An 18,406-nucleotide genomic window follows, 5' to 3' on the forward strand; every position below is an offset into this window, starting at 1 on the left:
AGCGAGGCCGTCGCATCGCGAGCGTGGCGGACGAAGCACCCCTCGACATCCGCGGGCGCGTGCCGTGGCCCGTCGACGTGGTGCGCACCCTGCGCCCGCTGCAGCGCGGGCCGTGGGATCCGTGCCACCGCGTCGTCGCAGGCGCCGTCTGGCGCACCTCCCGGATGGACACCGGTGCCGTGACGTATCGGCTCACCCAGGACGGTCCGCACGGCGCGCGGTGCCTGGCGTGGGGTCCGGGTGCATCCGAGCTGGTCGAGCGGCTGCCGGCTCTGCTCGGCGCCGACGACGACCCGTCCGGCTTTCTTCCCGAGCATCCCCTGCTCGTCGAGGCGCATCGACGCATGCCCGCCCTGCGCATCACCCGCACCGGCCGGGTGCTCGAATCCCTGGTGCCGGCCGTCCTCGAACAGCGGGTGCACGGGGTGGCGGCGTTCGCGTCCTGGCGTCGTCTCGTCACGTGGTTCGGCGATCCGGCACCCGGTCCGGCCCCGGAGGGCATGCGCGTGCCGCCGTCCGCAGCGACCTGGCGGACCGTACCGTCCTGGGAGTTCCATCGAGCGAACGTCGACCCCGGCCGGGCACGCACCGTGGTGCGGTGCGCGCAGGTCGCCGACTCGCTCGAACGGCTCGTCCACGAACCACCCGCCGACGCCCGACGGAAACTACGGGTCGTTCCGGGAGTGGGCGTGTGGACGGCCGCGGAGGTCGCCCAGCGCGCGTTCGGCGACACCGATGCGCTCTCCGTCGGCGACTACCACCTCGCGAAGGTGGTCGGATGGGCACTGCTCGGCCGCCCCCTCGACGATCCCGGCATGATCGAGTATCTCGAACCCGTACGCCCGCAGCGTTATCGGGCAGTGCGACTGATCGTGGAGTCCGGTGGGTACGCGCGGGTTCCGAAGCGCGGGCCTCGCACCCCGATCACCGACCATCGTCGGCGGTGACGGGGTCTCGATCCGGCGCGCCCGTCCTCGTAGACTCGGTCACATGTCCGCCACCCACGACGCGGCCGGCCCCGGTCGGCTCGGACACCTCCCGAGTTATCTGATGACCCAGGCGGCGCGACACGTGCATCGCGTCGTGTTCGACCGCCTCGATTCCGCCGATGCCCGAGGCCACCACTACCGGATCCTGGCCGCCCTCGAGGAATACGGACCGTCCAGTCAGATCGACCTCGCCCGTCGCTGCGGGCTCGATCGCAGCGACGTCGCCTCCTCCGTCGACGCACTCGTCGACCGGCGTTTCGTCGAGCGAGCACCCGACCCGACCGATCGGCGACGCAACATCATCACCCTCCCCCAGCGCGGGCGCCGGCGACTGTTCGATCTCGACCGGATGCTCACCGCGGCGCAGGACGAGGCGTTCGCTCCCCTCGACGCGGCCGAACGAGCACAGCTCACTGCCATGCTGACGAGGATTGTCGAGTATCACACCAGGCCTGCGCCGATGTCCGCGCAGCAGCCGTAGGCTTGTAGAGGTGCATCCGGCGGAGATCCCGCCGCGAGCACGATCTACGAAAGGACCTTCGGCGTGCAGGCCAAACCTTGCCGAGAATCACGAGTCGTCAAGACCAGCAGGGTGTTTCCCAACGACGTCAACGACCACAACACGTTGTTCGGCGGGAAGTTGATGAGCGACATCGACATGACCGCGTCGATCTCGGCGACCCGTCACAGTCGGGCCTCGGTTGTGACGGCGTCGACCGACTCCGTGGCCTTCCTCGAGCCCGTCCGCCCGTCCGATTCGGTGTGCCTCGAATCGTTCGTGACCTGGACCGGATGCAGCTCCATGGAGGTCTTCGTCAAGGTCACCGCCGAGGATCTGCGCAGCGGTGAGCGACGCATCGCCGCGACCGCCTTCCTCACCTTCGTCGCGGTCGACGACGGTGGTCGACCCATGCAGGTCCCGCCGGTGCTGCCCGAGTCCGACGAGGAGCGCAAGCTCAACGAGTCCGGTGACGAGCGGGCGGAACACCGCCGCATGCACCGCGCGCAGAGCCAGGAGATGGCGAAGTACCTCACCACGAGTCGCCCGTGGTGAAGTAGGTCCGCACGCACCCGCCGTCGAGTCGTGATCAACCGGCAGTGCGCGAAAAGCGCTCTGCAGGACATCATTCGGATTGACTGCTGCCGAAGGACGGCGATTGCTGTACGGGTACGGCGGGTGTCTCAGCGGGAACTGTGATGACTGTGGCTCCCTGCTCGATCGCGAAGGACGTGAGCGGGAACAGCGCGAGGATTTCTTCGATACCGGGATAGTCCGAGGCCCACATCGCGGTGGAATCGGCGTTGCCGCACGATGCCAACGCGACGTACGAGCCCGCGGGTACGTCCGCAATGACCTGCGTGCTGGTTCCCGGCGCTACCGGCCCCTGCTCGTAGAGGGACTGTCCAGCTCCGACGACCTCCCAGACCGGAGGCAGCACCCCTCCGCTGCTCCTGCTATTCCTGGGATCACTACAGCCGCAGGGACAACAACGGTGGTGATCACTGCAACACGGGCGCGATGTCGCATCGGATGTCCTTACTGTCGCCAGATAACGGAAGTCATGTGATCTTGACGCACCCCCGGTTTCTGCGGGCGGATTTCACCGAAAGCGATCCCCGCTGAAGAAGTTCTATTCGACGAATACGTCTGCCGGATGCGTGAAATGTCGGCGAGCGATGCGGAGTTGTGGAAATATCTCGACCACTCGACGCGAAGGGGGATCGCGTGTTCGACATCGAGCTTTCGGCAGGAACGATCGAGTACGAGGACACCGGCAGCGACGGACCGGTTCTCGTGTTCATCCACGGTCTACTGATGGACGGAACCGGGTGGCGGCACGTCGTCGAACAACTCCGCGGCACCTACCGCTGCATCCTGCCGACCTGGCCTCTCGGCTCGCACCGCATACCGATGCGTCCGGAGGCAGACCTCACCCTCGTCGGCATGGGACATCTCATCGGCGAGTTCCTCGACGCCCTCGGCCTGCGTGACGTCACGTTGATCCAGAACGATTGGGGCGGCGCCCAGGTCTTCCTCGCCGTGTCGAATCCCGAACGGGTCTCGCGACTGGTGCTCACCGCGTGCGAGGCATTCGACAACTACCCGCCCGGCCCGGTGAAACTGCTCCTGCCACTGGTCAAGATTCCCGGCGGGGTGCGCCTGCTCATGGCGGTGCTCGCCACGAAATTCGGGCGACGAGGACCCGGCACCTGGGGATGGATGAGCAAACGTCCGGTACCCGGACCTGTCATGGATGCCTGGTTCCGCCCGGCCACCGTCGACCGGAACATCCGGCGTGATCTGGCAAAGTACGCACTCTCGGCTCCGCCCAAGCAACAACTGCTCGAGATTGCTGCGAAGGCGGCGCAGTTCTCCGGACCGGTGCTGGTCGTATGGGCCACCGAGGATCGCATGATGCCCCGCGATCACGGACGAAGTCCATCGGGCTAGCGACACATACGCAGGATCCCTCTCGCTCGTTCGGCGACAGGAAGATCGACGAACTCGCCTCCCGGCAACCTCACCGCAGCACCACCGGACTCATCGAATGCATCAAGCACCATTCTCGCCCATTCGATTTCATGATGGCGAGGGGCGAAGGCGGCGTGAATTGCTGTCAATTGCGTGGGGTGTACCGCCGATTTCCCGAAGAATCCGAGTTCTCGACTCCTGCCGGCTTCGCGAGTGAGGCCGTCGATATTGTCGATGTGGGGGTAGACGCTATCGATGGGCGGGGCGATACCAGCGGCTCGGGCGGCTACGACGAGGTGCGACCGTACATACTGCAACGGAATGTCCCCGGATCCGGTTCCGAGATCCTTTCGCAGGTCGATGCCTCCGAGCGCAAGGTGTGTGACGGCGGGATGATCGGCGATCGCGAAGGCGTTGACGACTCCTCGGGCGCTTTCGATGGCACAGATCAGCGGCTTTTCCGGCGCCCGGGTCGCCACCCAGTCGATCTCGTCTGTCGACTCGACTTTGGGTATGCGGATGCCGTACGCGACCTCGGCGACGGCTTCGAGGTCGGCGATCGCGAGATCCGTTCCGGCGGGATTGATGCGCACCCACGCCGCGTGATGAGGGAGGGCAGCGGCGACCTGTTTGCGCGCCAGTGCTTTTGCGGTAGGAGGGACGGCATCTTCGAGATCGAGGATGACGGCATCTGCACCGGCGCGGAACACCTTCTGCAGGAGCTTCTCATTGTGGCCGGGAGCGAACAGATAACTGCGGTCCATCAGATGACCCCTTTCTCGGTCAGGGCGGCCAGTCGGTCGGGAGTGAGACCGAGGGCCGCTCGGTAGAACTGCTCGTTGTCCTGGCCGAGACGCCGGCCGGTGAACCTGATCCGGCCGGGCGTCCCGAGCATGCGCAGCATGAGGTTCTGCATCTTGATGGGACCGAGGTCTTCGTCCTCGACAGTGGTGATGGACTCACGGGTGATCACGTGTGGGTCGTTCATCAGTTGAGCGACATCGTAGATGGGTGCGATAGCGGCGCCGACGCGCTCGAATTCGGCTACAACTTCCTCGAACGGGCGCGCAGCAATCCATTTCGCGACTGCGTCGTCGAGAAGATCTCCGTGGCGGCTGCGTTCACCGGCGGAGGTGAACCAGGCTTCCTCCACGATGTCGGCGCGTCCCACCAGGCGCATGACTCGTTCTGCCACCGAGGTCGCGCTGGCAGAGATCGCGACCCATCGGTTGTCCAGGGTGAGGTACGTGTTGCGGGGCGCGTTGTTGGGAGATCTGTTGCCGTTGCGGCCGGCAATGGTTCCCAGTTGGTCGTAGGCGGTGGGACCGGGTCCGAGGATCCCGAGTAGAGGCTCGAGAAGCGAGAGGTCGATGACCTGTCCTTTTCCCTCAGCGCCCTGTGCGCGTCGATGCCACAGGGCCGTGACCACGCCGAACGCGCCGGAGAGGCCCGCAACGCCGTCGGCGAGCCCGAACGGCGGCAGTGTCGGGGGGCCGTCCTCCGGTCCGGTCTGGTGGGCGAATCCACTCATCGCTTCGGCGAGGGTACCGAACGCGCGACGTTCGGAATACGGACCGCACTGTCCGAAGCCTGTGACTCGCAGCATGATCAAACTCGGGTTGATCGTGTGCAGGCGTTCGGGACCCAAACCCCACTTCTCGAGAACACCGGGACGGAAGTTCTCCACCAGAACGTCTGCGTCGACTACGAGGTCACGAAAGATCTCTTGTCCCTCGCTCGTGCCGAGATTCAACGTGAGGCAGGTCTTGTTGCGTGAGATGACCTTCCACCACAAGCCGTGCCCGTTCTTCTGGGCGCCGTGGGTGCGGGCCGGATCACCCGTGGGGTGTTCGATCTTGATGACTTCCGCGCCGTAGTCGCCGAGGAGCATGGCAGCGATCGGAGCGGCATAGACGGTGCTGATGTCGAGTACCCGGATACCGTCCAACGGACCACGCGACGGGTTCGGCGCAGGGTCGGGTTCGGCAGGAGGGAGACTCGGAGGAAGCTCGTCCGGTTCACGAGCAGCTGGATCAATGTTCATGGGTTGTCCTCGACATCGGGTCCGTGCAGGAAGGAACTGCGGCAGGAGTGCCAGGCGGATTGCGACGGAAGCAGTGGATGTTGTCCTCAATCTGTCACCGTCGAGATTGAAGTACAATCTCAATCATCTGGATGCCCCTTCAATTTCTCTAAAGGATGTGTTGCGGCGTGCTCGATGCGGCCAGGATGTTCACGTTGTGCGAGGTCGCCCGGCGCGGTTCCATCACCGCTGCAGCAACAGCTCTGGGATACACCACATCTGCGGTATCGCAACAGATCGCGAAACTGGAGAAGGAGGCCGGGCAACCGCTACTCGAGCGACACGCACGGGGCATCGCACTCACCGATGCCGGACGGTCCGTGGTCAAGCACGCCGAGCGGATCCTGGTCGAACTCGAAGCAGCGGACGCCGAACTTGCAGAGATCCGAGGGTTGCGAGCGGGAAGGTTGGCCATCGGAACATTTCCGACGGCCGGATCGTCTCTGCTCCCTCTTGTGGTCAAGGAGTTCAAGACCCAGCACCCCGGTATCGACCTGCGGGTGCTGAGTGGCAGGTTCACGCAATTGGTCGAGGCTTTACGGCGACGTGAGATCGAACTGTCCCTGCTGTGGGACTACGAATGGAACCGGATCGACGATCCGCTGCTGACCTACCACCATCTGATGAACGACCCGACCGTACTGCTCGTGTCGGAGAAGCACCGGCTCGCCGACCGTGAGTCGATCCGGATCACCGAATTGAAGGACGAGTCATGGGTGGTTCGTGCCGATGACCATCCGGTGGCGCACACCCTGGAGCGATTGTGTCGGGAAGGGGGGTTCGCGCCGCGGACGAGTTTCTTCGCGCACGACTACGGGGAGGTGCAGGCAATGGTGGGAGTGGAATTGGGCGTCGCCATCGCGCCGCGACTCGCCGTACTCAATCCACATCCCGATGTTCGTTCCATTCCGCTCACCACCAGGTCCCCGCAGCGTCGAATCCTGTTGGCGCACTTGACGGAGCGTCGGCTCAGTCCGGTGGCACAGGAAGCGATCACGCTGTGCACGGCAGCGGCGCGGCGCCTCGAACAGGAGATGGGTGTGTAGGGACGATCGTGCAACGGAAGGACCAACTGTCCAGATGCCCGGACGAGTCGGTCAGCGGACGGATCCGCTCAGCGCAGCGACAGGCAAGGTAACGAACAGTTCCGCGGCGGCAATCCGCCGGGCAGCCCGGTGCAGTGAGACCGCCTCGACTCGTCCATCGGCGGATCGGATGATGTCGACGTCCACAACGCCCGCTGCGGTGCCCAACCGCAGGGATCCCGGCCGTCGAGCCCGGGCGTTGTCGGCAACCACGCCACCGTCGACGGTTGCAGCGGCAGCCACTGCGACGGCCGAAGTCAGCCCGATGGCCGGATGCGGGGCCATCATGGAGACCATCCGAACCGAGATGTCGTAGTCCTCGGCAGCGACGTATTCCCCGGTGCCGGTGCAATAGTCCTGCGGGGGACCGACGACACCGACTTTCGGGATCGCATGCGAAACAGGCTCATCGGTCGTGCACAACCCCATTCGCAGCGCCGACTCACGTCGTAATGCGACGAGAAGGGGCAGATGATCGCCGACCGTCGCGTTCTGCTCGGCCCCCGCGAGGCCCAGGTCTGCGGCGGCGAACAACGCGGCCGGTGCGCCGGCATCGACCATGGTGGCTCGATACCGTTGCCCGCCGAGAACGATCGTGTCGAGCGCTGAGCCGGTCGGCAGGAGAGGCGTGGTAGCAAGATCGGTGAACGTCAACGCCACCGGCACCCCGAGCGCACTGGTTCCCGGCACGGAGGCATTTCCCTCCGCTGGGACCTTCCCGCCGGGTGTCACGATCTCCGCAGTCAGAACGGCCCCGGTGTTCCGATTCCGCATCCGAACCGTAGTCCGTGCAGCGTCGACTGCAACGAGTCCGGTCTGCAGCGCGTACAACCCGATCGCGGTAGCGCAGTTGCCGCAGTTGCTTCCCCACTCGACTCTTCGGTCACCGATTGCGACCTGCGCGAACAGATACTCGATATCGATGCCGGGTTCGCTGGAGCGACGGACGATCGCGGCCTTCGAAGTGGTCGAGCTTCCGCCACCGACGCCGTCGAGCTGACGGGGATCGCCGGACCCGAACGCGGAAGTGAGGATGGGATCGAGTCCACCCGCCTGTTCGATGAGGGGGTCTACGTCGACCGCATCGAAGAGCCAGCACTTGCTGGTTCCTCCTCGCATCCAGGTACCGCGGAGTGTGAACACCGTCGGGCCGCCTTTCGCTCGTTCCGAAATGGGAAACACCCGCTGAAGGCGCTGATCGAGCAGGCGAGCAACCCTTCAGTGGAGTCATCTCCAACACTCCGCCGCTCACAGGTGGAGCACAATTACGAATAAATCGAGATGCATTAAGCAGCACTTAAATCTGGGCCCCGACAATCGCAAACCGAAAAGTCGGTAGCGAAATCGAATTCTCGTCGAAAAGCCAGCAGGAGAGCGCCGGTAGCGATCTTGGAATGCCCTTTCCGGTGTCCCAGCGCTCGAACTGCCGGAGTGACATCCGCCAACCCAGGTATAAGAAAAACTTAAGGCAGGTCGTATTTTTCGACATTGTTCTGAAGATCACACCGACCTAGCGTGTGATGGGTCACGATCGATGAGAGGAAGTGATATGACAACGACCCGCCTACTCGTGTACGAGGACATGTCCGGCTCCGGAGGTCGGGTCGGTGAAGTGACTACCGAACCGGTCGACTCCCGCACACCGCTCTCCACCCCCGCCTCCTCAATCCCTGGCCGCAGCACCGCCACCCATTGCGCGCAGCCGGAACCGCCGACGAGCCGGCAGGCGATCCTGCCGCACCGCAAGTGAAAGAACGGCCATGACCTCTATCGAGATACTTCCCCTGATCGCCTTGGTCGCGATGTTCGTGATCGCTTCGATCTTCCCCATCAACATCGGCATCCTCGGTTTCATCGGGGCGTTCCTCGTCGGTGCCTTCGCTCTCGGGTACGACGACAAGGAAATCCTGGCCGCATTCCCGAGTTCGATCGTCCTGACGATCATCGGTGTCACCTACTTCTTCGGCATGGCCAAGAGGAACGGCACCATCGACCTCCTGGTCAATGCCTGCATTCGGGCAGTCGGGGGCCGCACGGCCATCGTGCCGTGGGTATTCTTCTTCTCCGCTTCGGTGCTGACCGCGCTGGGCACCTTCAGCCCCGCAGCCGTCGCCCTGATCTCCCCCGCCTCCATGTCGTTCGCCGCCCGGACTCGAATGAGTCCGCTGGTAATGGGCATCATGACGATCAACGGCGCACACGCCGGCGCGTTCTCCCCGATATCGGTCTCCGGAGTCCTCGTCACCGACATCGTCGAATCCAGCGGCCTGCACATCGCCCCCTGGACGCTCTTCTTCTCCAGCTACGGCATCAACGTCCTGCTCTCGGTACTCACCGTGGTCGGATACTCCGTCCTCGCCCGTGTCCGCGGTCTCGAGTACACCGCCACCGGAACCGACGACAGCAGTGGTCCTACTCTCCGTCGGGCCGACAGCATCAGTGCAGGACCGGATGTGGCACCTGCAGGTGGTTCGGGGACTCGCGCCGGGACCCAGCTGCTCACGCGTGAAGTAGCACCGGCTGTCGCGCCGGTCACCGCACCGATCACCATGGTCCAGAAACTCACGCTCGGGTTGATCGCGACGGTCCTGATCCTCGTGCTGGTCTTCCATCTCCCGATCAGCTTCGTTGCTATTGCGGCAGGAGCGATCCTGGCGTTCACCGATCTGTCGAAGCAGAACGAAGCGATTGCCGGTATCAGCTGGACCACCGTCCTGCTCGTAGCCGGAATGATCACCTACATCTCGATTCTCGAGGAAATGGGCACCATCGACCACCTCGCCGAAATGGCGATCACCCTCGGTGCCCCGCTGTTGGTCGCGGCCGTCCTCTGCTACGTCATCGGCGTCACCTCTGCGTTCGCCTCGTCCACCGCGCTGCTGGCCGCGGTGATCCCTCTCGCGCTGCCCCTACTGCAGATGGGTGCACTGCCCGTAGTAGGAGTGGTCGCAGCCCTGGCCATCTCGGCCACGGTCGTGGATGTGTCCCCGTTCTCGACGAACGGCGCACTCGTCCTTGCGAACTCCCAGAAGATCGACCGCTCCAAGTTCTACCGCCAGCTGCTGATCAACGCCGGCATCGTGGTCGCCGTAGCACCCCTCCTGTGCTGGATCATCCTGGTGCTGGTCCCCACTCTCGTATAGGCACCGAATCCGCGACCGGCCGTCACCCGTTTGGGTGACGGCCGGTCGACATGTCCCACTCCGGAGACGACCAGTCACAGCGCTCGCGCGATGATCTGCTTCATGACCTCGTTGGCACCGGCGTAGATCCGCTGGACGCGGGCATCCTCGTACATCCGCGCGATGAGGTATTCGCGCATGTAGCCGTAGCCGCCGTGCAGCTGCACGCACCGGTCGATGACCTCGCACTGCTTGTCGGTCAGCCAGTACTTGACCATCGCAGCGTCGGACGGGTCGAGTTGGCCCTTCAGGTGCTGCTCGATGCAGTGGTCGAGGAAGATGCGGCAGGTGCGGGCGATGGTCTGGCACTCGGCGAGTTCGAAAGCCGTGTTCTGGAACTCGAACAGGCTGTGCCCGAAGGCCTGTCGCGCCTTGGTGTAGCGAACAGTCTCCTCGACGGCACGGTCCATCGCGCCGGCGGCCTGCGCACCGATGATCAGTCGCTCCTGCACGAGCTGCGCCATGAGCTGACCGAAGCCGAGGCCTTCGGATTCGCCGAGCAGGTTCGTCACGGGCACACGCACGTCGACGAACGACAGTTCGGATGTGTCGGCGGCGTGCTGACCGACCTTGTCGAGGACGCGTCCCACCGAGAAGCCCGGGGTGTCACGGAGATCCACGATGAGCAGCGACACGCCCTTGGCGCCGGCCTTCGGGTCGGTCTTGACGGCGAGGACGATGACGTCGGCCGAGGAACCGTTGGTGATGAAGGTCTTCGAGCCGTTGACGACGTAGTGGTCGCCGTCGCGCACCGCGGTGGTCTTGATCGCTTTGAGATCCGAGCCCGCGCCGGGTTCGGTCATGCCGATGGCGCCGAGGATCTCGCCGGTGGCCATGCCCGGCAGCCACGCCTTCTTCTGCTCCTCGTTGCCGTACTCGAGGATGTAGTGCGCGACGATGCCGCTGTGCACGGAGTTGCCGAACGCGAGATCGCCGGAATAGCCCTGCGCGTCGAACACCGCGAGGTCGTGCGCGAAGGTGCCACCGCCCCCGCCGTACTCCTCGGGGATCGAGCAGCACAGCAGACCGAGCTTGCCGGCCTCGAGCCACACCTCACGATCGATACGACGCTGCGAATCCCACTTCTCGGCCTTGCCCATGACCTCGCGATCGAAGAACTCGCGCGCGAGATCGTAGACGGCAGAGACCTCGTCGTCGTACCAGGAGGCGACGTGCTTCTTCGGCATCGGGTTCGGATTCCTTTTCGCAGTGTTCGGTTCGGAGTGGTCAGGATCCGCGCAGTTCGCGCTTGAGGAGCTTGCCGCTCTGGTTACGCGGCAGGACATCGACGAAGCGAACGGCCTTGGGCACCTTGAACGGCGCAAGGCGCTGCTTGACGTGGTCGATCAAGGTGGGCTCGTCGAGTTCGTGACCGTCCTTGAGGACGACCACCGCGGTCACCGCTTCGATCCACTTCTCGTCCGGAGTGCCGATCACCGCGACCTCGGCGACGGCGGGGTGCGTGTAGATCGCGTCCTCGACCTCACGCGAGGCGACGAGGATGCCGCCGGTGTTGATGACGTCCTTGATGCGGTCGACGACGGTGATGAAGCCTTCGGCGTCGCGGGTGACGAGGTCGCCGGAGTGGAACCAGCCGTCGCGGAAGGCCTCCTCGGTCGCGGTGGGGTTCTCCCAGTAGCCGAGGCACAGTTGCGGTGAGCGGTACAGGATCTCGCCGGGTTCGCCGTCGGGGACGTCGTTGCCGTCGGCGTCGACGACGCGGGTCTCGACGAACAGTACCGCCCGGCCACACGAGGCGGGACGCGCGTCGTGCTCCTCGGGACGGAGGACGGTGGCGAGCGGACCGATCTCGGACTGCCCGAAGCAGTTGTAGAAGCCGAGCTCGGGGTAGCGTCCGCGGAGTCGCTCGAGGACGGTGACCGGCATGATCGACGCCCCGTACTGCGCCTTGCGCAGCGACGACAGGTCGCGCGTGTCGAGGTCGGGGTGGTTGGTCAGCGGCACCCACACGGTCGGGGCGAGGAACAGCGATCCGATGCGCTCCTCCTCCACCAGCCGGAGGATCTCGGCGACGTCGGGTGCCGGCAGCAGCCGCACGGTCGCGCCGACCGCGAAGTACGGGATGAGGAAGACGTGCATCGCGGCGGAGTGATAGAGCGGCATGCACACGAGCGGGTCGTCACCGGCCGACAGGTCGAGCGCCTCGATCGACGACATGTATTCGAAGGTGAGCGCCCGGTGGGTCATCATGGCGCCCTTGGGTTTCGACGTCGTGCCCGAGGTGTAGAGGAGCTGGACGAGGTCGGTGTCGGCCACCGCGACGTCGAGCGTCGGCACGTCGCCGGTCTGCGCAACCGCCACCAGGGAGTCGTCGGCGTCGCGGAGCGGGACGACGGTCTCGGCCGGCACGTCGGCCAGGACGGCGTCGAGGTTGTCCCGCAGCGCCGGGTCGACGAGCACGGCCTTCGCCCCCGACTGGCCGAGCAGGTACGACAATTCCTCACCACGCAGCGCGTAGTTGATCGGCACGTGCACCAGCCCGGCGCGGGCAGCGGCGAGATATCCGATCGCGTAACCGTCGGAGTTGGTGCCGTAGGCGGCCACGCGGTCGCCCTGGGACAGGCCCAACGAGAGCAGATGCGCGGCGGCGCGGGTGACGGCGTCGTCGAGTTCCCGGTAGGTGAACTGCCGGTCGCCGAAGCGGAGCGCGACGCGGACGGGATAGCGCGCGGCGGTGCGGTGGAGGATGCCGTCGACGGTGCTCTGACGCGGATCGGGGGTCATGCAGCGAACTTTATAGGACGTCCAATCAACTAGTCCAGACTTAGCGATCGCTCGGGATCAGCGGCCCTTCCAGACCGGTGCGCGCTTCTCGAGGAAGGCCGTCATCCCCTCCTGCGCGTCGTCGATCATCGCGTTCGACGCCATCGTCTCCGCCATCGCGGCATAGGCCGTCTCCTGCGGCAGATCGATCTGCCGGTAGAACGCCTCCTTGCCGATCCGCATCGTCGCGGGGGACGACGTGGCGATCTTCAGGGCGAGCTCGGTGGTCGCGGTCTCGAGCGTCTCCGGTTCGACGACGTAGTTCACCAGCCCCCAGTCGGCGGCGGTCTGCGCGTCGATGGTGTCGCCGGTCAGCAGCATCTGCAGCGCCCGCTTGCGTCCGATCGCGCGGCTGACCGCGACCATCGGCGTCGAGCAGAACAACCCGATTCGCACACCCGGAGTGCCGAAGCGGGCGTCCGCAGCGGCGACGGCCAGATCGCACGACGCGACGAGCTGGCATCCCGCCGCGAGCGCCGTGCCCTGCACCGATGCGATCACCGGTTGAGGGATCGACTGCACCGTCCGCATCATCTCGTTGCACGTCTCGAAGATCGCGCGTTCCTCGTCGAGCGTGCGTCCGATCATCTGCCGCAGGTCGTGCCCGGCCGAGAACACCGGGCCTTCCGCGCGGACCACGATCACCTTCGAGTCGGCCGCGAGCGCCGTCAGACCGGCGATGACCTCGCGCATCGTCTCTACCGACAGCGGGTTGCGCTGCTTCGGACGGTCGAGGGTGAGTACCCCGATACCGCTGGCCTCGTCGACAGCGATGAGCACGGGCGGGGGCAGGGTGTCGACGGCGTCGGGGCCGTCCGCAGAGCGATCCGTCACGTTCCCTTTCCTACACCACCCGCGAGTTACCGGCGCGGCATCGACGAGACGAGATCCGCGACGCGGGCAGGCTCCCGACCGAGCAGCGCCGCCGTGACGGCACTCCCTGCGACGAAGCCGTGATCGTCGTAGAAGTCGAACATCGCCGCCAGACGCTCCCGGGTATCCGCGGGCAGGTCGCGGCCGTGGCGCCCCATCCACACCGGGGCGGACACCTGCTCGATCTTCACCGACCGCCCGGCGACCGCACACAGCTGACGCACACTCACCGCGTCCGGTCCCCCGAGCTCGTAGGTGGCGCCGTGGTGGACGTCCGCACCCTCGACGAGGACACGTGCCGCTACCGCCGCGACGTCCGACAGAGCGACGAACGAGAACGGCGCGTCGGGGTCGTAGGGGACGTCGAGTGCGTCGACCGATCCGTCGAGCACGGACGCGAAGTTCTCCGTGTACGCGCAGGGCTGCAGAACGGTCCACCGCATCCCGGAAGCATGCAGGATGTCCTCGCAGCGTGCCTTGTCGAGGTGATGCGGCATCGCCGGCGTGTACGGCCAAGCCACGGAGTGGTAGACGACGTGATCCACCCCGGCCTCGGCCACCGCCCCGAGGAACCGCTCGAACAGTGCCGGTTCGTCGGGGTGCATGTTCGGGGCGATGAAGTAGACGCCACGGCAGCCCGACAGCGCGTCGACGAGCCCGGCACCCGTCTCGAGGTCGACAGCACGATCCCCCGCCCGTCGAGCGGTGTGTACCACTCGGCGGACGGGGGTCGTGTCTGCTGTGTCCAGCGCCGCGACGACAGCCGTTCCGGTCTTCCCCGCGGCACCGATCACTGCGAGATCGGTGCCGCGGGAGAGATGGGCCGTCGTCGACATCAGTTGCCGATGAAGTCGTACTCGGCGAACTCGGCGCCACCTGACAGGCGGGCGTAACCGGGACCGCGGTCGAAGAAGGGCTCCTCCTCGCCGCGCTCGGCGCGCATCTGCGCACGCAGTGCCTCGGTGGCCTCGACGTCGGCGGCGGGCTCGTCGGCCGAGGTGTCCTTCAGGATCACGCCGTAGTCGTCGCGGGCGCCCTCGACGGACACCTTGCGCCACAGCACGTCCCGGACCACCTCGTCGATCGGACGATCGAGCGGGTCGCCCCAGCCACCGCCGCCGGTGGTGCGGATGCGCACGACCTCGCCGGCCTTGATCGGCTCGGCATCGGTGAGAGCGTCGAACTCGCGCTCGTTCGGGCCGCCGGGATCGAGGGTGACCGAGAACGGCTTGCCGGCCTTGCCACCCTTGACGCCCCAGCACGCGAGGATCGAACGGTCTGCGATGGACATGAAGTTCGCGTCCTTGAGCATGCGGATGTGCTTCTCGTAGCCGAGACCACCGCGGTAGCGACCGGCTCCACCGGAATCGATTGCCAGACCCAGCTTCTCGACGATGAACGGGAAACGACTCTCGGTGAACTCGGTGGGCAGGTTCCGCGAGTCGGGCACCACGTGGATGGTGTCCTCACCGTCGGCGTAGTGCCGGCCGCCGGAGCCGCCGCCGAGCACCTCACGCATGAGGTACGAGTGGCCGTCGAAATCCTCACCGTACACACCGGTGTAGCGGATGGTCTCCTGGTCGGCGGGCATGTTGCCGTCGACCGCCTTGGCGACCACACCGGAGAGCACACCGAGCAGACGCAGGATCACGAACGTGCGAGCGTTGGTGGGAGCGGGGAAGATCGGAGTGATGAGCGTGCCCGGCTCCGGGAACTTCATCTCGATCAGCGGCACGACGCCCTCGTTGACGTCCAGCTCCGCCATGCGGTCCGGGGTGTCGGCCAGGTTGCGGAGGATCGGCGCCAGCCACTTGATGAGGAAGTTGCCGTCGGCGTAGTCACCGCAGTGGTTGATCGGGCCCTTCGCCTGCGGACCGGTGCCGTTGAAGTCCAGGATCAGACGCTCACCGCCCTCGTCCTCCGGGGAGGTCTTGGTGAGCGTGATGCGCTGCACGTGCAGCATGGGCTCGTCCACACCGTCGTGCTCGGCGTAGTCCTCCCAGGTGTACGTGCCCACCGGAATCTTGCTGAGGATCTCGCGGCGGTACGTCTCCGTGGTCGCGTCGAGGATCGCGTCGAAGCAGGCCTCGACGGTCTCGACGCCGTAGCGCTCGAACAGCTCCGACAACCGGCGCGCACCCATGAGGCACGCCGAGCACTCGGCGTCGAGGTCGGCGGCGAGCGAGTCGGGCATGCGGGAGTTGCGGGTCATGATCCGCAGCGCCGCCTCGTTCGGAACGCCCTGGTCCCACAGCTTGATCGGCGGGACCATCAGTCCCTCCTCGTACACCGTGGTCGCACCCGAGGGCATGGAACCGGGGCAGCAACCGCCGATGTCGTCGTGGTGGCCGAAGGCCTGCACGAACGCGACCACCGAGGGCTCGGTGTCGCCGGGGCGGGTCGCGAAGACCGGGACGGTGACGCACAGGTCGGGGAGGTGTCCGATGCCGCCTTCGGAGAGGTAGACGTCGTTGTGGAAGAAGACGTCCCCGGGCTTCATCGTCTCGAGCGGGAAGTCCCGTGCCACCGGATGCACGAGCGCCGAGTACGACCGACCGGTGAGCTTGCGCAGGTTGCGGTCGTGGATGCCGGCGCGGAAGTCGTGGGCGTCGCGGATCATCGGCGAGCGCGAGGTCCGGGAGATGGAGGTCTCCACCTCCATCTCGACGCTGGCGAGGTAACCGGCGACGATCTCGACGAGCACCGGATCGGGAGCGGTGCCCGAAGCGTCGGTCAGCCGGAAGGGCTTGCGCGTCGTGGCCGCGGCGGGTTCGAGAGTCGCAGTCATCGGGTGGCTCCGTTCGAGTCGGATGTCTTGGTGAGGCGGATGTTGCCGAAAGAGTCGATGCGAGCGCGGAATCCGGGGTGGACCGGGATGGTCGAGCTGAATTCCTCGATCACGGCGGGACCTTCGAGTTCGTCGCCGGCGCCGAGGCGGGCGCGGTCGTACACGCGGGTGGTGACCCACTCGTCGAAGTACGCCTCGCGGGTGCCGGTGAGGGCGGCGTCCGCACCCGTGCCCGGGGCGATCTCGGCGAGTTCCGGTCGCTTGATGGGTCCGATGCCGCTGACGCGGAGGTTGACCCATTCCACGTGCTGGTGGGGATCGTTGCGGAAGTCGTAGCCGTAGAGCTCGCGGTGGGCCTGGTGGAAGCGTTCGGCCGCCTCGTCCATCAGTTCCTGGGTGATGGGGCCGTCGCCGACCGGCACGCGCACCTCGAATGCCTGGCCGAAGTAGCGCAGGTCCGCCGAGCGGGCGTACTGCCGCTGGTCGGGACCGAATCCCTCGTCCTCCAGGGCACGTTCGGCCTCGGCCGCGAGGGCGTCGAGTCCGGCCTGCAGCTCCTCGATCTCCAGCCGATCGTGGCGGCTGACGTGCGTCTGCACGTAGTCGTTGCGGACGTCGACGGTGAGCAGCCCGAAGGCCGAGACGTTGCCCGGGTTCAGCGGCACGAGGACGTCCTTGAGACCGAGGATGTCGACGAGGCGGCAGGCCAACAGCGAACCGGAGCCGCCGAAGGTCACCAGGGTGAAGTCGCGGACGTCGAGACCGCGCTTGACGGTGATCTGGCGCAGCGCGTTGGCCTGGTTCCAGGCCGACACCTCGAGGATGCCCGTGGCGCACGCCTCGAACTCGAGGCCGAGACGGTGTGCGAGTTCCTCGACGCCCTTGCGGGCGAGTTCGGTGTCGAGCGGGATCTCACCACCGAGCAGGTGGGGAGGGATGCGGCCGAGCAGGACGTGGGCGTCGGTGATGGTCGGCTCGTTGCCGCCCTTGCCGTAGCACAGGGGCCCGGGATCGGCGCCCGTCGATTGCGGGCCGACGCGCAGGGTGCCCTCGGGGGTCATCCAGGCGATGGAGCCGCCACCGGCGCCGACGGTCACCACGTCGATCATCGGGATCTTCGACGGGTAGACACCCACGCGACCTTCCGTGGTGAGGGCCGGCTCGCCGCCGACGACCACGGTGACGTCCGTGGAAGTACCACCACCGTCGCAGGTCAGCACCTGGTCGACACCCGCGACACCTGCGATCAGGGCCGCACCCAGGGCACCGGCCGCGGGTCCGGAGAGCACGGTGGTGATCGGCTGGTGCACGACCTCCTTGGCCGAGAGCACGCCGCCGTTGGACTTCATCACGTAGAACGGGATGTCGCGCTGCTCGCCCTCGGCGGAGGAGAACTCGCGCAGACGGTTCGCGATGTTGCTGACGTAGTTGCGGATGTTGGGCTTGACCGCGGCGTCGACGAGGGTCGTGATGGACCGCTCGTACTCGCGGTACTCGCGCAGCACCTCGCTGGAGATGCTCACGGTCGCCTCCGGGTACTCCTCCATGAGGATGTCGCGGACGCGGCGCTCGTGTTCGGGGTTGGCGTAGGAGTGCATGAGGCACACGCCGACGGTGAGGATCTCGCGGTCCTTGAAGAAGCGGGCGGCGGCGCGGACGTCGTCCTCGTTCAGGGGACGGATCTCGCTGCCGTCGTAGGCGAGACGGCCCCGGATGGTGCGGACGCGGTCGGCCGGCACGATGCGGTCGGGCTTGACCCAGAAGTAGGAGTTGCCGTAGCCGTCGGGGACCGACTGGCGGGCGATCTCGAGGACGTGTTCGTAGCCCTCGGTGGTGATGAATCCGAGGGTGCCGACCTTGCCTTCGAGGAGCTTGTTCGTCGCGACGGTGGTGCCGTGGCTGACGGCGTCGATCGCGTCGCCGGTCTCGCCGAGCTGCGCGAGGACCTTCTCGATGCCGGCGAGGAAACCGATGGCCGGATCCTGCGGTGTCGACGGGGTCTTCGTGGTGACGATGGCGCCGGACTCGTCGTCCACCGCGACCACGTCCGTGAATGTTCCGCCGGTATCGATGCCGACCCGAATCTTCCTGGATCCCATGTTTCCTCCTGGGTTCGTCTCGCCGGTGTCCCACCTGACGTCTGATGACA

At 66.1% G+C, this 18,406-nt stretch carries 17 protein-coding genes; 7 read left to right on the forward strand and 10 right to left on the reverse strand.

Translation table 11 applies throughout. The features are described 5' to 3' along the window. The first annotated feature begins 23 nt into the window (after positions 1-23). The 3 genes from C6Y44_RS22765 to C6Y44_RS22775 all read left to right on the forward strand — a co-directional run bounded on the left by C6Y44_RS22765 (position 24) and on the right by C6Y44_RS22775 (position 2,043). Positions 24-947: a DNA-3-methyladenine glycosylase family protein gene (locus tag C6Y44_RS22765; protein WP_225623847.1), complete on the forward strand. Its 924-nt coding sequence runs from the start codon at positions 24-26 to the stop codon at positions 945-947. Positions 948-990: 43 nt separating this feature from the next. Next, positions 991-1,470, forward strand: a complete 480-nt coding sequence (locus tag C6Y44_RS22770; RefSeq protein WP_159417348.1) for a MarR family winged helix-turn-helix transcriptional regulator — start codon at positions 991-993, stop codon at positions 1,468-1,470. Between the two features lie 63 nt (positions 1,471-1,533). After that, the gene (locus tag C6Y44_RS22775) at positions 1,534-2,043 is read left to right on the forward strand and encodes an acyl-CoA thioesterase (protein WP_159417347.1); all 510 of its coding nucleotides are present in this window, start codon (positions 1,534-1,536) and stop codon (positions 2,041-2,043) included. Positions 2,044-2,113: 70 nt separating this feature from the next. Here the strand turns inward: C6Y44_RS22775 and C6Y44_RS22780 are convergent, their stop codons facing one another. Then, positions 2,114-2,428, reverse strand: a complete 315-nt coding sequence (locus C6Y44_RS22780) for a hypothetical protein (RefSeq protein ID WP_192378591.1) — start codon at positions 2,426-2,428, stop codon at positions 2,114-2,116. Positions 2,429-2,715: 287 nt separating this feature from the next. On the opposite strand from C6Y44_RS22780, the gene C6Y44_RS22785 reads away from it, so the two are divergent. Beyond that, positions 2,716-3,441 (forward strand): alpha/beta fold hydrolase, encoded by a 726-nt coding sequence (locus C6Y44_RS22785; RefSeq protein ID WP_225623665.1) that lies wholly within the window; start codon positions 2,716-2,718, stop codon positions 3,439-3,441. On the opposite strand, the gene C6Y44_RS22790 is transcribed toward C6Y44_RS22785, so the two are convergent. Together C6Y44_RS22790 and C6Y44_RS22795 are read right to left on the reverse strand one after the other, a co-directional pair. Beyond that, complete coding sequence (locus C6Y44_RS22790; protein WP_159417346.1) at positions 3,438-4,226, reverse strand: HpcH/HpaI aldolase/citrate lyase family protein; 789 nt, start codon at positions 4,224-4,226, stop codon at positions 3,438-3,440. The genes C6Y44_RS22785 and C6Y44_RS22790 overlap by 4 nt on opposite strands. Next, entirely contained in the window at positions 4,226-5,506 is a 1,281-nt protein-coding gene (locus tag C6Y44_RS22795; RefSeq protein WP_159417345.1) for a CaiB/BaiF CoA transferase family protein, read from the reverse strand. The genes C6Y44_RS22790 and C6Y44_RS22795 overlap by 1 nt, the downstream gene beginning before the upstream one ends. Before the next feature lie 167 nt (positions 5,507-5,673). Here C6Y44_RS22795 and C6Y44_RS22800 point away from each other — a divergent pair, with 167 nt between their 5' ends. Continuing rightward, a complete protein-coding gene (locus tag C6Y44_RS22800) occupies positions 5,674-6,591 on the forward strand; it encodes a LysR family transcriptional regulator (RefSeq protein WP_159417344.1) in 918 nt (305 codons plus the stop codon). Positions 6,592-6,642: 51 nt separating this feature from the next. Here the strand turns inward: C6Y44_RS22800 and C6Y44_RS22805 are convergent, their stop codons facing one another. After that, positions 6,643-7,749: a PrpF domain-containing protein gene (locus tag C6Y44_RS22805; protein WP_174246976.1), complete on the reverse strand. Its 1,107-nt coding sequence runs from the start codon at positions 7,747-7,749 to the stop codon at positions 6,643-6,645. A gap of 430 nt (positions 7,750-8,179) precedes the next feature. On the opposite strand from C6Y44_RS22805, the gene C6Y44_RS22810 reads away from it, so the two are divergent. After that, positions 8,180-8,380 carry a hypothetical protein gene (locus C6Y44_RS22810; protein WP_192378592.1) on the forward strand — a complete coding sequence of 67 codons (201 nt, stop codon included), beginning with the start codon at positions 8,180-8,182 and terminating at the stop codon, positions 8,378-8,380. 10 nt (positions 8,381-8,390) lie between these two features. Then, positions 8,391-9,773 carry an SLC13 family permease gene (locus tag C6Y44_RS22815; protein ID WP_159417342.1) on the forward strand — a complete coding sequence of 461 codons (1,383 nt, stop codon included), beginning with the start codon at positions 8,391-8,393 and terminating at the stop codon, positions 9,771-9,773. 74 nt (positions 9,774-9,847) lie between these two features. On the opposite strand, the gene C6Y44_RS22820 is transcribed toward C6Y44_RS22815, so the two are convergent. The 6 genes from C6Y44_RS22820 to C6Y44_RS22845 are packed head-to-tail and all read right to left on the reverse strand — an operon-like array spanning position 9,848 to position 18,356. Then, positions 9,848-10,999 carry an acyl-CoA dehydrogenase family protein gene (locus tag C6Y44_RS22820; protein ID WP_159417341.1) on the reverse strand — a complete coding sequence of 384 codons (1,152 nt, stop codon included), beginning with the start codon at positions 10,997-10,999 and terminating at the stop codon, positions 9,848-9,850. 40 nt (positions 11,000-11,039) lie between these two features. Beyond that, positions 11,040-12,557 carry an acyl-CoA synthetase gene (locus C6Y44_RS22825; protein WP_159417340.1) on the reverse strand — a complete coding sequence of 506 codons (1,518 nt, stop codon included), beginning with the start codon at positions 12,555-12,557 and terminating at the stop codon, positions 11,040-11,042. 57 nt (positions 12,558-12,614) lie between these two features. Further along, positions 12,615-13,430, reverse strand: coding sequence for an enoyl-CoA hydratase (locus C6Y44_RS22830; protein ID WP_159417339.1), 816 nt, complete (start codon positions 13,428-13,430; stop codon positions 12,615-12,617). 26 nt (positions 13,431-13,456) lie between these two features. Next, a complete protein-coding gene (locus C6Y44_RS22835) occupies positions 13,457-14,305 on the reverse strand; it encodes an NmrA family NAD(P)-binding protein (protein WP_159417338.1) in 849 nt (282 codons plus the stop codon). Beyond that, positions 14,305-16,257: a hydantoinase B/oxoprolinase family protein gene (locus C6Y44_RS22840; RefSeq protein ID WP_159417337.1), complete on the reverse strand. Its 1,953-nt coding sequence runs from the start codon at positions 16,255-16,257 to the stop codon at positions 14,305-14,307. Before C6Y44_RS22840 ends, C6Y44_RS22835 begins: the two co-directional genes overlap by 1 nt. Beyond that, positions 16,254-18,356 (reverse strand): hydantoinase/oxoprolinase family protein, encoded by a 2,103-nt coding sequence (locus C6Y44_RS22845; protein WP_159417336.1) that lies wholly within the window; start codon positions 18,354-18,356, stop codon positions 16,254-16,256. Before C6Y44_RS22845 ends, C6Y44_RS22840 begins: the two co-directional genes overlap by 4 nt. Positions 18,357-18,406: the final 50 nt, after the last annotated feature.

It is taken from the genome of Rhodococcus rhodochrous (assembly GCF_014854695.1).
In the GTDB taxonomy this organism is placed as follows: Bacteria; Actinomycetota; Actinomycetes; order Mycobacteriales; family Mycobacteriaceae; genus Rhodococcus.